The 12,399-nt window shown below is 60.2% G+C and carries 12 protein-coding genes; 4 read left to right on the top strand and 8 right to left on the bottom strand.

The window, feature by feature from the left end; all coding sequences use genetic code 11:
* Positions 1–15: 15 nt before the first annotated feature.
* A complete protein-coding gene (locus ACSQ20_RS11945; protein WP_436020160.1) occupies positions 16–1,368 on the bottom strand; it encodes an ABC transporter substrate-binding protein in 1,353 nt (450 codons plus the stop codon).
* Positions 1,369–1,585: 217 nt separating this feature from the next.
* Between ACSQ20_RS11945 and ACSQ20_RS11940 the strand changes: the two genes are divergently transcribed.
* The 3 genes from ACSQ20_RS11940 to ACSQ20_RS11930 all read left to right on the top strand — a co-directional run bounded on the left by ACSQ20_RS11940 (position 1,586) and on the right by ACSQ20_RS11930 (position 5,667).
* The gene (locus ACSQ20_RS11940) at positions 1,586–2,707 is read left to right on the top strand and encodes an ABC transporter ATP-binding protein (RefSeq protein ID WP_436020158.1); all 1,122 of its coding nucleotides are present in this window, start codon (positions 1,586–1,588) and stop codon (positions 2,705–2,707) included.
* 223 nt (positions 2,708–2,930) lie between these two features.
* Positions 2,931–4,295, top strand: coding sequence for an MFS transporter (locus ACSQ20_RS11935; protein ID WP_436020156.1), 1,365 nt, complete (start codon positions 2,931–2,933; stop codon positions 4,293–4,295).
* 145 nt (positions 4,296–4,440) lie between these two features.
* The gene (locus ACSQ20_RS11930) at positions 4,441–5,667 is read left to right on the top strand and encodes a porin (protein ID WP_436020154.1); all 1,227 of its coding nucleotides are present in this window, start codon (positions 4,441–4,443) and stop codon (positions 5,665–5,667) included.
* An 81-nt stretch (positions 5,668–5,748) separates the two neighbouring features.
* Here ACSQ20_RS11930 and maiA read toward each other — a convergent pair whose 3' ends face one another.
* The 7 genes from maiA to ACSQ20_RS11895 are packed head-to-tail and all read right to left on the bottom strand — an operon-like array spanning position 5,749 to position 11,313.
* On the bottom strand, positions 5,749–6,393 hold the full coding sequence (maiA, locus tag ACSQ20_RS11925; protein WP_436020152.1) for a maleylacetoacetate isomerase: 645 nt from the start codon (positions 6,391–6,393) through the stop codon (positions 5,749–5,751).
* Between the two features lie 12 nt (positions 6,394–6,405).
* The gene (locus ACSQ20_RS11920) at positions 6,406–7,104 is read right to left on the bottom strand and encodes a fumarylacetoacetate hydrolase family protein (RefSeq protein ID WP_436020150.1); all 699 of its coding nucleotides are present in this window, start codon (positions 7,102–7,104) and stop codon (positions 6,406–6,408) included.
* Between the two features lie 46 nt (positions 7,105–7,150).
* Positions 7,151–8,191 carry a gentisate 1,2-dioxygenase gene (gene gtdA, locus ACSQ20_RS11915; RefSeq protein WP_436023058.1) on the bottom strand — a complete coding sequence of 347 codons (1,041 nt, stop codon included), beginning with the start codon at positions 8,189–8,191 and terminating at the stop codon, positions 7,151–7,153.
* 32 nt (positions 8,192–8,223) lie between these two features.
* Positions 8,224–8,535, bottom strand: coding sequence for a non-heme iron oxygenase ferredoxin subunit (locus ACSQ20_RS11910; RefSeq protein ID WP_436020149.1), 312 nt, complete (start codon positions 8,533–8,535; stop codon positions 8,224–8,226).
* Between the two features lie 8 nt (positions 8,536–8,543).
* Positions 8,544–9,017: an aromatic-ring-hydroxylating dioxygenase subunit beta gene (locus tag ACSQ20_RS11905; protein WP_436020147.1), complete on the bottom strand. Its 474-nt coding sequence runs from the start codon at positions 9,015–9,017 to the stop codon at positions 8,544–8,546.
* Between the two features lies 1 nt (position 9,018).
* Complete coding sequence (locus ACSQ20_RS11900) at positions 9,019–10,275, bottom strand: aromatic ring-hydroxylating dioxygenase subunit alpha (protein ID WP_436020145.1); 1,257 nt, start codon at positions 10,273–10,275, stop codon at positions 9,019–9,021.
* A gap of 51 nt (positions 10,276–10,326) precedes the next feature.
* On the bottom strand, positions 10,327–11,313 hold the full coding sequence (locus tag ACSQ20_RS11895) for a 2Fe-2S iron-sulfur cluster-binding protein (RefSeq protein WP_436020143.1): 987 nt from the start codon (positions 11,311–11,313) through the stop codon (positions 10,327–10,329).
* Between the two features lie 159 nt (positions 11,314–11,472).
* Between ACSQ20_RS11895 and ACSQ20_RS11890 the strand changes: the two genes are divergently transcribed.
* Positions 11,473–12,375, top strand: a complete 903-nt coding sequence (locus ACSQ20_RS11890; RefSeq protein ID WP_436023056.1) for a LysR family transcriptional regulator — start codon at positions 11,473–11,475, stop codon at positions 12,373–12,375.
* The last annotated feature ends 24 nt before the right edge of the window (positions 12,376–12,399 follow it).

Below are 12,399 nucleotides of genomic sequence, written 5' to 3'. Positions count from 1 at the left end.
CAGTTTCCGATTGCTTCACTTGAGCAAAGCCTTCTTGCCGTCGTAATAGCCCGCCTTGCTCAGGATGGCTTCGGTTTTATCGCCGATGGTCTTCGCTCCGTCCTTGACCGACACTTGGCCCAACATCATCTTGGTGCCCCATTCGGCGATGATCTCGGAGATGGCAGGCCACTCAGGAAAGCGCGGGCGATAGTCGGGCACGCCGCCTTGCCATGATTCCACCATCGGTTTCACGAACGGGTATTTGGCCTGCACGGCGGCGTCTTGATAGACGGCTGTACGAGCGGGCACGCCGCCCGCTTCCAAATACGGTTTGGCCATTTGCTCGGACGTGATCCATTGAATAAACAGCCACGCAGCCGCTTGTTTCTTTGCATTCGATTTCGCGTTGACGGCAAGCGAGAACCCGCCCAGCGCAGGCTTGAGACCTGCCGAGCCACGCGGCTCCGTTGAAATTGCAAGACAGTTGCCGATCTTCGACTTCGATGGGTCGGTCAGCGTCGGATAGAACGCCGACCATTCGGTAATCATCGCAACTTGCCCTTGCGCGAGCGCGTTGACCGCCTCGGCGTGATCGAAATCGACGATGCCAGGCGGCATGTACTTCATCAACGCTTGCCTGTATTCGAGCCCTGCTTGCGATTGTGGCGACATCAAATTGGACTTGAACTTCGCATCGAGCAGCGAGCCGCCGTTTGGCCAGAGCACGCGCATGAAGCTGTCGGCGGACTGCGTTTCACCGCGGCGCGACTGCAGCGCGAACGCGTATTGATTCTTCTCTTTGTTCGTCAGCTTCGGCGCATAGACTTTGAGCAGATCGTCCCAAGTCTTGGGCGGCTCGTTGAAGCCCGCATCTTTGAGCATGCACTTGTTGTAGAACATCAGGCCCGAGTAGTTATCGAACGGCAGGCCGTAGGTCACCTTGTCCCAAGTGCCGAACGAATCGAGCAGAATCGGGAAGAAGCCCTTGAGGTTCAGGTTCGGATCGGCAAGCTTCGGATCGTCCGTGAATTTCTTGATCGGCACGAGCCACTTGTTGCTCGCGAATTCGCCGATCCACACCACGTCGACGAGCACCACGTCTTGCGCACCGCCGCTGGCGAAATTCAGCACCTCGCGTTCGCGCGTGCTTTCGTACGGGATCGTATCGAACTTGATCTTGATGCCGGTTTCTTTTTCGAACTGCGGAATCAATTTGGCCGCGGCCTTGTAGCCGGGACGGTCGAGAAAGATCGCATTGATCGTCGTACCCGAGTACGGCGCGGCCGCCTCCTTCAACGTCCATGCGTAGGTGTTAGCCGCGGCGAAGAGCGATGCGGTTGCCATCAACAACGTCAAAGCCTTCGGCTGAAGGAAGCGTTTTTTCATTGCCTGTCTCCTATGTAGAGCGGTTTGTTTTTGATCGACCGTACCCTGGGGAAGAGGGTTTTCACGGTTTCCGTTTCACTTGTAATTTCAGTTTTACAAATGTATATTGGGCCCCACGCTGCTTGTCAAGCGGAAATTGATTAGGAGTCCTTGATGCACTGCGGCGATGCCGCGGTGCGGCCGATCACAGCATGCAGCAGACATGCAGGAGACATGCATGAGCGCAGTACATTTGCAGCAGATCCGCAAGACCTTCGCCGGCACCGAAGTACTCAAGGGTGTGGACATCGGCGTAGCGGATCACGAATTCCTCGTTTTTGTCGGCCCGTCGGGTTGTGGCAAGTCAACGCTGCTACGCACCATCGCGGGACTGGAGCGTGTCGATTCCGGTCGCGTACAGATCGGCGATGAAGACGTGACCGACCTCGAGCCTTCACAGCGCGGCGTCGCGATGGTGTTTCAGTCCTATGCGCTTTATCCGCATATGTCGGTGCACGAGAACATCGCGTTCGGGCTGCGCATGCTGAAACTGCCGAATGATGAGATCGAACGCCGTGTGCGCCGTGCGGCCGATATCCTGCAGATCGGCCAGTTGCTCGAGCGGCGCCCGCGCGCGTTATCGGGCGGGCAGCGGCAGCGTGTGGCCATTGGTCGCGCCATCGTGCGCGAGCCGAAGGTGTTCCTGTTCGACGAGCCGCTATCGAATCTCGATGCGGCGCTGCGCGTGCAGATGCGGCTCGAATTGATCAAACTGCACAAGCAGTTGAATGCGACGATGATCTACGTGACGCACGACCAGACCGAAGCGATGACGATGGCCGATCGAATCGTCGTGCTCAATCATGGCAAGGTCGAGCAGATCGGCTCGCCGCTCGAACTCTATCGCCAGCCGTGTAACCGTTTTGTCGCGGGCTTTATCGGTTCGCCGAAGATGAACTTCATCGATGTGCCGGTGCTGAGCGTCGACGCGCGCAGCCTGAGCGTCGAGCTTCCGGGCGGCGCGTCGCTTGCGTTGCCGTTCGATGCGCGCGCGATCACAGCGGGAGGCACGCTTACGCTTGGCATTCGTCCGGAGCACCTGATGGAAGAGGGCGGAGCTGAAGCCGAGGGCGCATTGATCGGCGAGGTGATGGTCATCGAGCACCTGGGCGGCGAAACGCTGTTGCATCTGCGTTTGCCGGACGACCGGACGGTTCAGCTCAAAGGCTCGGGCGAGTCGAAGGCGGCGGAAGGCCAGCGTATCGCGGCCGGCTTTAACGTCAGGCATGTGCATTTGTTTGCCGACGATGGCCGCGCATTGCAAAGCACGCGGCCGGTCGCCGAAACGGCCGCGGCATAAACGGCTGCCGGCGGCGACACCGGCGTTCGATCACTATGCTTCCTACGTTAGTTCATATAGTTAGGACTCCTTATCTAAAAGACCGCGTTGTGCCCCAAGCTTCAGCAATATTGATGCGGTGAATGCGGCGCATTCACGTTCCTATGTCGACGGGGGCGCGCGACGCGGTTAGTTTCCTTCCATAACGAAGGCCACACAGGCCGACATGAAAGGAGACACGTCAATGCAGCAATCCCCGGTATCCGTTATCGACGTCCGAGCCTGGCTCGACGAGCGCCCGTTCTCGTTGTTTCAATGGCGAATCCTTTTCCTGTGCTTTTGCATCGTCGCCGTGGATGGTTTCGATACGGCGTGCGTGGGGTTCATTGCCCCCGTTCTCATGCGTGACTGGCACGTCGGCCCGCAGATTCTCGGCGTGTTGTTCGGTGCTGGACTCGGCGGCTTGATGATCGGCGCGTTGCTGCTCGGGCCCCTCGCTGACCGCATCGGGCGTAGAAAGACGCTGATCATCACGGTCGGCTTCTTCGGCATAGCCAGCCTTGCCACCGCTTTCGCTCCGAGCGTGTCGGTGCTCGTTGCGCTGCGCTTTGCCACCGGGCTTGGGCTCGGCGCCGCGATGCCGAACGCTATCGCGCTGACGTCAGAATACTGTCCCGAGCGCCGCCGGGCATTTTTGACGACCGTCATGTTTTGCGGATTTACGATCGGCTCGGGGTTGGGTGGTATGGCCGCAGCGCAGCTGATTCCTGACTACGGGTGGCGCGGCGTGTTCGTCTTTGGCGGCGTGGCACCGCTCGCTGTCGTAGCCGCGATGGTGGCATGGCTGCCCGAATCGGTCCGCTACCTGGTCGTCAGCGGCGCAGATCCGAAAAAAGTCCGCGCGTTGCTCAATCGTATTGCTCCGCTGCCGATTGAAGCGGACACACGCTTCGTGCTGCACGAGGTAAAGACCGCAGGATCACCCGTAAAGCAGCTATTCGCCGAGCCTTTTCGTGCCGGAACGCTGCTCTTGTGGTGCGTCTTCTTCATGAGCCTTCTCATCGTCTACCTGATGACCAACTGGCTGCCGATGCTCATTCATGCGTCGGGCCTGTCTCTGGTCGCCGCATCCAGAATCGCCGTTCTCTATCAGGTCGGCGGCACCCTTGGCGCACTGGTTATTGGCCGGCTCATGGATAGATTTTCCGCCACTGTGGTGCTCGCCTTCGCCTATGCATTCGGCGCCGTCTTTCTAGGGTTCACAGGCTTTGCGCACGGCGCCGCGCTCGGCCTGGCGATAACCGGTATCGGCTTTTGCATTAGCGGTTCGCAAATCGGCGCGAACGCATTCGCCGCGCGTTACTACCCCACAGGCAGTCGCGTAACCGGCCTCAGTTGGGCACTGGGCATCGGCCGCCTCGGCTCCGTATGCGGTGCGTTCTTCGGCGGCGCATTACTCGCGGCCAATATCCGCCTGCCGGCGCTGTTCCTGATCGTTGCCGCCCCGGCGGCCATCGCGGCGGCCGCCATCTACCTGTGCGGTCTGCAAGCGCGGCGCCGCGCGGCACGGATAGCCCCTGCGGCACTGGTCCCCGTCGATGTGTCGTGAGGGCCGCGCCGTCGGCGCTTGGCCTTCATCCACACCATACGCATTCCCAAGAGAAACGGCCGAGCGGTTTGCAATTCATCGTGCGTCGCAGACCGCCATCGGCCGCCAACCCTAAGCAGTCCTAACGAAATTGCGGAGACACTTGATGAAGAAGCAACTCGCCGCTTGCGGCCTCGCAGTCGCGGCCACCGCCTCGCACGCCCAGAGCAGCGTGACGCTCTACGGCATCATCGATATCGGACTGACATACACGAACAACGCACAAACGGGGGTGACGGGCGGTGCGCCGCGCGGAGGTTCACAGTTCGCGATTTCCGATGCGCATACGACGGGGCTCTCGGGAAGCCGATGGGGATTGCGGGGCGCAGAGGATCTCGGTGGCGGTCTCCGCGCCATCTTCGTCCTCGAAAACGGATTTATGACGAATAGCGGCGCCTTCGCGCAAGGCGGCGCTGAGTTCGGCAGGCAGGCATACGTGGGCCTGGTGTCAACGAATGTCGGCACTGTCACGCTCGGGCGCCAATACGATCCCTTGGTCGAATCGGTACAGCCATTCGGCGCCTCGGGTGCGTGGGGCGGCTACATGTCGTCGCACCTGAACGACGTCGACAATCTCAGCAACACGAATCGGATCAATAACTCGATCAAGTTCACTACGCCGACTTTTCATGGGCTCCGCGCGGGCGCCCTGTATAGCTTCGGCGGCGTCGCGGGCAACCAGAGCCAGAACCAGATCTGGTCGGTGGGCGCGAGCTACAGCAGTGACACGTTTGCGACCGGCATCGGCTATCTGAACGCGCGCAATCCGAACGTCTCGTTCTACGGCAACACGCCGAACAAGGGCCTGGCGTCGGCAAACAACTTGGGATCGTTCGGATCAGCGACGACGCCCGAGTCGTCACCGGCGATTGCGGGATACGCATCCGCCCATACGACGGAGATATTTGGCGGCGGCGCGTCCTATACGCTCGGCGCGGCAACGGTGTCGGCTGTCGTGACGAACACGCGGTTCGACTCGCTGGGCTCTTCCTCGGGTCCGAATCCGCGCGGCTACACAGGCCGCGCAGCCTTCACGAGCGCTGAACTGGGCGTGCGATATCGATGGACGCCCTCGTTGCTGACCGGCGTTGCCTTCGACTACACGAGGCGCAATTCTGTCAACGGAGACGGCGGCGCAAAGTATCTGCAACTCGATCTCGGCGCTATCTATAGCCTTTCGAAGCGAACGGATCTTTACGCGCTCGCCGTGCTCCAGCGTGCCACGGGACGCGATTCGCTGGGGCAGCCCGCTGTGGCTAACGTCAGCGGCTTCACGCCTTCTTCGACTGACAAGCAGATCGGCATGCGTATCGGCATACGCCATAAATTCTAAGGTTCCAAGCGACGCGAATTGCCCGCCTGCCGAACCGGCCGCGGGCGATCCAACTGTCAAAGCGCCGGTAGAACTCGATCGTTATGCTCCGACGAAATCGGGCTGCCGGTTCGGTTGTGCGGCGTCGAACGCCGGATGCGCCATGGCATGGCGATAGACGGCAAGACTCAACGGATAGTGACCTAGCTCGCACCCCATCCGCTGCGCGTTCGCCATTTGCGGCACGAGGCAGCAATCGGCGAGCGTCGGCGTGTCGCCAAAGCACCATGGCCCGTCGCGGTGTTTCGCCAGCATCCGTTCGACGGCGCTCATCCCCTCGGCGATCCAATGCTTGTACCAGGTGCCCTTTTGGTCGGGCGTAACGTGGAGCACCGTGTCGAGGTACTTGAGAATGCGCAAATTGTTGACCGGATGGATGTCGCACGCGATCAAATATGACAACTCGAGGACGCGCGCGCGCCGCGTTGTCTCGACCGGGATCAGGCGAGGCTCGGGGTAACGCGCATCGAGATAGTCGAGGATATCCAGCGATTGGCCGAGGGCGAGTTCGCCGTCGACCAGTGCGGGGACGCTCGCCGACGCACTGATTCGCTCGACGTATTCCGCCTCGCGATGCTCGCCGTTGCGAATGTTCACGGAAACGTAATCGAAAGGCACCCCTTTGAGTGCGAGCGCAATTCTTACCCGATACGAGGCCGAGCTATTGAAGAAGCTATGAAGATCCATGCGGACTCCGGCTCAGACGACGCGCACGTTCAGCTTGCCAAGACGTTCGACGCCGACGGTCATCAAATCTCCTTTGACCACTGCACCTACGCCTTCCGGTGTTCCCGTATAGATAAGATCGCCAGGCTCGAGACGGAAGAACTTCGAGAGATCGGCGACCGTCTCGGCAACGGACCAGATCAAGTGCGAGACGTCACTTTTCTGCTTCGGAATGTCGTTCACGTCCAGCCACAATTCACCGCGCTCGAAATGCCCGACCTCGCTCGCGACGTGAATCGGACCGATCGGCGCCGAACGATCGAAGGCCTTGCCGATTTCCCACGGCCGTCCCATTTCGCGCATCTTCATTTGCAGGTCGCGGCGCGTCATGTCGAGTCCCACGGCATAACCCCAGACATGATCGAGCGCATCGGCAGGCGCGATATCCGAGCCGCCCTTGCCGATCGCGGCTACCAGCTCGGCTTCGAAGTGATAGTTGATTGTCTGCGCGGGATACGGCAACTCGAGCGTGTCCTCATAGGCGACGGGTACCACCGCATCGGCGGGCTTGCAAAAAAAGAACGGCGGCTCGCGATCGGGATCAAAGCCCATCTCGCGTGCGTGAGCAGCGTAGTTTCGACCCACACAGTAAACGCGCCGGACGGCGAACTTGTCCTGAGTGCCGACGACGGGGACGGCGACGACCGGTTCGGGAGGAAAGACGAATGACATAACGGTAGGTCTCGATGTTTGAGTGAGGAGATTGGGATGGCTGACGCTATATGCGTTCTTCACGTAGCAGGTTGAGCGCGGACAACACGGGCCGGTCCGAGTAACTGAACAGCACGCAGTCCGTGGAAGCGGCGAGACTAACTGGCCGCCATGCAGGAACGACGAACACGTCGTGCGGTTCGAACGCGAACGACGTGTCGCCGATCAAAGCACTGCCATGCCCTTGCACGACACAGAAAACGGTCGCATCCGTGCTGCGATACGTTCTGCCGGAGAAGCCGGTGGGCAAAAACTGCATGAAGGCAGCGATGGTGGGCATTGGCCATCCGCCCGTCGCCGGATTGACGTAGCGCAGCTTCACGCCGTCCCATTCGTCGAGCTCGCCGTTCCTGTAAAGCACGTCGAGCGCTTCCCGGCTTCGTTCGTAGGGATAGCTGAAGATCGGAGAAGTCGGATCGGTGACTCGATGACGAACCGGCAACATGTTGTGGCCGAAACGCGCGAAGCTGTTGCCCTCTGGGCGCGAGATCGGTTGAGTCGACTCCGGATAATTTTCCGCGAACCCCGCGTTGAGGCTCGCAATCAACGGAATATCGAGTCCATCGAGCCAGATGACGGGTTCCCCGCCCTCGTCCAGCGAAGGGTTACCGTGATCGTGCCAGGTCCAAGTTGGCGTGATGATGAAATCGCCCGGGCGCATGGTGGTGCGCTCGCCGTTGACAGCGGTCCATGCACCGCTGCCTTCCACGATGAATCGCAGCGCGGATTGCGTGTGCCGGTGGCTCGGCGCAATCTCTCCCGGCAAGATGAGCTGCAGACCGGCGTAAAGCGTCGACGTGATGCTCGCTTTTCCGGGCAACCCAGGGTTTTCCAGAACGAGCACGCGCCGGACCGCTTCTTCGGCGCTGATCACGGCGCCCGCCTCGATGACAAGGTCGCGAATCTGCGAATATTTCCAGATCGCCGCGACGGCTTGCGGCTGAGGCACCCGCGGCACGAGGTGGTGCAGCGATTCCCACAGCGCAGAGAGCCGCTGCGCTCGAAGTTTGTCGTAGTAGGTCGAGCGTGCTTCGCGCGTCGAATCCATCGTCATCGGCGTCTCCTTTGGTTCATCAATGCTCAGATCTCGACGTACACGCTTCCATCTTCAATCTTGATGGGATAGGTGCGGATATCGGCAGCGAGGGGCTCACACAGCGCCTTTCCGCTACGAACGTCGAAGCGGCCCTGGTGCAAAGGACATTCGATTTCGTGCCCCTCGAGGAATCCGTCGCACAGCCGCGCGTGACCATGCGTGCAAAGGTTGTCAGTTGCATACACTTCTCCGTCCACGCCATAGAGGGCGAGTTCGCGCCCGGCGGCTTCGACGGCCACCACATCGGCGCTCGGCACCGCCGCCCAATCGATGACCTTTGTCCACTGCTTTGACATGATTGACCTCAAATCGGGTAAATGAGCGAGTTAGCGATCATCTCGCTGTCGAACACGCACAGACGCGACTCGAACTTCAAGCCGTCTTTCGTGCGGCGAATCGTATCGATGTATCGGCCGACGTTGAAGACCGTCGACATCTCATCGGGCTTGGTACGGAACACGGCATAGTTCGCCTGCGCCTCGATGCGCTCGTCATCGGCGTGGTGAATGCGCGGCACGCCCACGACATGCCGTTGGTAGTAGGGGTCGTGGAAGATCGTCTCGGTCATGCCGTAGACGCGGTCCTTCAACATGCCCTTGCTTTCGAACGAAAGCGTCGCGAGGGGAAGTCCGCGATCGTAGTTCTCGCGCGGCTGGACCTTGTAGACGCACTGGTCGGTAAAGAATTCGGGCCACTTGTCCCACTCGTTGTTATTCACGACAGCCGCGTAGTCCGCATAGAGCGCGAGGAGTTGCTGGTAGGTATCGAAATCGAGCATGTCAGATCTCCATGACGCGTCGCCAGTAGTCGTACATTCCGCGAATCAGTGTCTCGGTCACCATGTGATCGGTGTCGCCAATCTCGCGCCCTCCAAGTTCCGCGATCGTTTGATGAAACGGCTTTTGCTCGAACCCTTCCTGAGAGAATTCGATGACTTCGCCGTCGTCCGCGGAGACGAAGCCCGCAGGCCCGAACAAGTTCGCTTGGCGCAACCGGCGGCGCGTCATGTCCTCGTTGTCTTCTTCGAAGCCGAAGTGCGTCCAGACGAAATCGAACGAGCCCTCTCCATTGGGCTGAATGTGCCGCGTCGACACGGAATTCACCTGTTGCTGGATGATGACGCTCGGGAAGACGGTCATCATGACCGCCGTGGGCGTACCCCACCAGGGCTCATGGGCCACATCGAGAAAGCGGTTGTCGTTCAGCGTCATCTGATCCTTGAAGCTCGATACGCCGCTCGTTACTTCTCCCTTGCCGCCGGAGCCGCGCGTGGAAATCATCGCGGCATGCCTAAAATGCTCGTCCATCCTCAACTCGGACTTGTTGTCGGCACGCCAAAGGCCGAACGTGACGAACCACGTATGGAGCAGGCCCGGATGGTACGGATCCTTGATGTTTTCCTGCATCAGCTTCCAGTTGCCGGGAATACGCTGACGGTTGTACCCGAGGATCGTCAGCTTGCGCCCGTCGAATACGCGGTCGAAGTAGCGCAGTATGGTCGGGCCGAGGAACGCTTCGAGTGACGGAAGATCATGATCGAACGACGCGAAGATGACGCCGTTTCGCGTCGCCACATTGAGCTTCGTGAGCCCGTTCTCCTTCGGGTCGAAATCCGCGGGCATGCCGCCGTTGATCTTGCCGTCGAGCTTGACGCCGCGCCGGAACGGAACGCCGACGAGGTTGCCATTCAGGTCGTAATTCCATTGATGGTAGGGGCAGGTGAAGTCCTTACGGTTGCCGAACTTCTCCCTGCAAAAGCGAACGCCGCGATGCGCGCAGACATTTTCGACGACGCTGATGTCGCCGTCCTGCGTGCGCGCAACGATGATGGAGCGCTCGCCAACGGCCGTCCGCTTGAAGTCCCCCGCATTTGGAATCTCGGCTTCGAGGCCGACATAGCACCAATGGCCCGAATAAAAGAAGCGCTCGAGCTCGCGACGGTAGATGTCGGCATCGGTATATGCCCAAAACGGAATTCGACTTGAGCCTGCTCGCTTCCATTGCGGCGTTGTAAAAGCAATCGGAGCGTCGTTCATGCGCTGTCTCCTGAGTGTGCGGTAGCTGTTTCGAAAAGCTCGGGGATACGGTCAAACGCCGCTCGCATAAAACGCATCGGCGTAGATGTGCTCGTTGACGACGCCTTTTTGCCGAAGCAGGATCGAAGCGGCGTCTACCATGACCGGCGCGCCGGCTAGATAGGCCCTCCAGCCCTTGAGATTCGACCAGTCCGCGCCGACGGCCTCCGTCACCACACCCCTGCGGTACTTTTCTGACGTGTCCCACGAAGCCACGACGACGTGCGCGGTCAAGTGCGGAAGCCGCTCCTGCAGTTCGTCGAGCCAATGCGTGCCGTAGACGTCGAGCGGCGAGCGCACGCCGAAATACACATGCACGGGAGTGGCCATGCCTGCTTCGGCCATGCCGCGCAAAATCGAAAGGATGGGCGCCAAGCCAGTCCCGCCGGCAATGCATACGACCGGATCGGTCGTCTTGCGACGCAGGTAAGCGGTGCCGAGCGGGCCGCTTAGACGTACGGCGTCGCCCAACTTGAGGTGATTCGCCACATAAGAGGTCACACGCCCGTCCGGCACCAGGCGGATATGAAACTCCACTTCGTTCGGATTCTGGGTGACGGCCATTGAATACGGCCGGATATGCTGCGGCGTGAACTGCAACGTCGCATACTGGCCCGGCGAAAATTCAAACGGCTTCGACAATGCGAGACGAACGCGCTTGATGTCATGCGTCACGTCTTCGATGCCTATGACGGTCGTCTTGATGATCTTCGCAGGATGCACGACGATCTCGTCGACTTCGGGGAGTTCGATCGTGCAGTCCTCGACGATCGTCGTCTGACAGGCCAGCACCGATTGGCCCGTCGCCGCCGGAGCGTTTGTCTCGGGAGACCCCGTCACGAGCACGTTGCCGGAAACAACGCGGCAACGGCAGGTGCCGCAGCGGCCGGCCATGCAACTGTATGAAACGGGGATCTCGTGCGTGCGCAGCACGTCGAGCAGGTTTTCGCCGGCGCGCGCATTGAGCGTGCGCTGCAACGGCAAAATCGAAACATCCATGGCGCCAGTGTCTCCGAGGCTGGTCAATTCACGACGTCATGATGCCGCCGGCTGCACTATTGATAAATAGAAACTGCTTGATAATCCACATCATCGATAGTGATAATGCGGGCACAGAAACGCGAAGCTCGCGAGGCCGGCCAGGAGGAAGACAAGGAAATGGAGCTTCAGGACATCGATCTGAATCTGCTCGTGGTATTCAACGAGCTGCTTCGCCAGCGGCGCGTGTCGACCGTTGCCACTACGCTAGGCATCTCGCAGCCGGCGATCAGCAACGCGCTGAACCGATTGCGCAAGTTGCTCGGGGATGAGCTTTTTCTTCGGACATCCAAGGGCATGATGCCGACGCCGTTTGCCGAATCGCTTGCCGAGCCGATCGGCTACGCGCTAGGCGCGATTTACAACACGCTCAATGCGACGTCGAGTTTCGAGCCGGCCGTGAGCAATCGGTCGTTTACGGTTGCCATGACCGATATCGGCGAGATCTACTTTTTGCCGGCTCTCATGAAACGGCTGGCCGAGGCTTCACCCGGGGTCACGATCAGCACGGTGCGCAATCAGGCCGATGCGCTGTGCGATGCCATGGAGACAGGCCAGGTCGATCTCGCCATCGGCTTTTTGCCGGACCTGAAGACTGGCTTCTTCCAGCGCCGATTGTTCAAACAGAGATACGTGTGTTTGTTTCGCAAGGGGCACCCGCTCGCGAAGGGGGGGATGACCATGAAGGCGTTTCTCGAAGCGGAGCACGTTTCGATCGTCGCCGAGGGGACGGGGCACGGGATGGTCGATACCGCGATCCAGCGCGCCGGCGTGCCGCGTCGCGTTCGTCTGCGGGTGCCGCACTTCGTCGCCGTCGGCCATATTCTTCAGACGACCGATCTGATCGCGGTGGTTCCCCAGGCCTACGCTGAGCGCACGCTTACGCCCTTCGATCTCGATAGCGCATCGTGCCCGGTCAAGATCCCCGATATCACGATCAATGTGCTCTGGCACGCGAGGAATCATCGCGAGCCCAGCAATCAATGGCTCAGGCAACTGGTGTTCGAGGAGTTTTCGCAGTGACGGACTGTTGTGACACAGTAAGGA

Origin of the sequence: Trinickia sp. LjRoot230 (assembly GCF_964253315.1) — a bacterium.
Classification (GTDB): domain Bacteria; phylum Pseudomonadota; class Gammaproteobacteria; order Burkholderiales; family Burkholderiaceae; genus Trinickia.
Note: the sequence above shows the minus strand (reverse complement) of the source record. Positions and strands in the feature narration are given on the sequence as shown.

Excerpts from the sequence above, each read along its gene's own strand:
- ACSQ20_RS11935 (WP_436020156.1), top strand. The coding sequence starts at position 2,931 with ATGCAGCAATCCCCGGTATCCGTTATCGACGTCCGAGCCTGGCTCGAC.
- ACSQ20_RS11895 (WP_436020143.1), bottom strand. The coding sequence starts at position 11,313 with ATGGATGTTTCGATTTTGCCGTTGCAGCGCACGCTCAATGCGCGCGCC.
- ACSQ20_RS11890 (WP_436023056.1), top strand. The coding sequence starts at position 11,473 with ATGGAGCTTCAGGACATCGATCTGAATCTGCTCGTGGTATTCAACGAG.
- ACSQ20_RS11920 (WP_436020150.1), bottom strand. The coding sequence starts at position 7,104 with ATGTCATTCGTCTTTCCTCCCGAACCGGTCGTCGCCGTCCCCGTCGTC.
- maiA (WP_436020152.1), bottom strand. The coding sequence starts at position 6,393 with ATGGATCTTCATAGCTTCTTCAATAGCTCGGCCTCGTATCGGGTAAGA.
- ACSQ20_RS11900 (WP_436020145.1), bottom strand. The coding sequence starts at position 10,275 with ATGAACGACGCTCCGATTGCTTTTACAACGCCGCAATGGAAGCGAGCA.
- ACSQ20_RS11945 (WP_436020160.1), bottom strand. The coding sequence starts at position 1,368 with ATGAAAAAACGCTTCCTTCAGCCGAAGGCTTTGACGTTGTTGATGGCA.
- gtdA (WP_436023058.1), bottom strand. The coding sequence starts at position 8,191 with ATGGATTCGACGCGCGAAGCACGCTCGACCTACTACGACAAACTTCGA.
- ACSQ20_RS11910 (WP_436020149.1), bottom strand. The coding sequence starts at position 8,535 with ATGTCAAAGCAGTGGACAAAGGTCATCGATTGGGCGGCGGTGCCGAGC.
- ACSQ20_RS11940 (WP_436020158.1), top strand. The coding sequence starts at position 1,586 with ATGAGCGCAGTACATTTGCAGCAGATCCGCAAGACCTTCGCCGGCACC.
- ACSQ20_RS11930 (WP_436020154.1), top strand. The coding sequence starts at position 4,441 with ATGAAGAAGCAACTCGCCGCTTGCGGCCTCGCAGTCGCGGCCACCGCC.
- ACSQ20_RS11905 (WP_436020147.1), bottom strand. The coding sequence starts at position 9,017 with ATGCTCGATTTCGATACCTACCAGCAACTCCTCGCGCTCTATGCGGAC.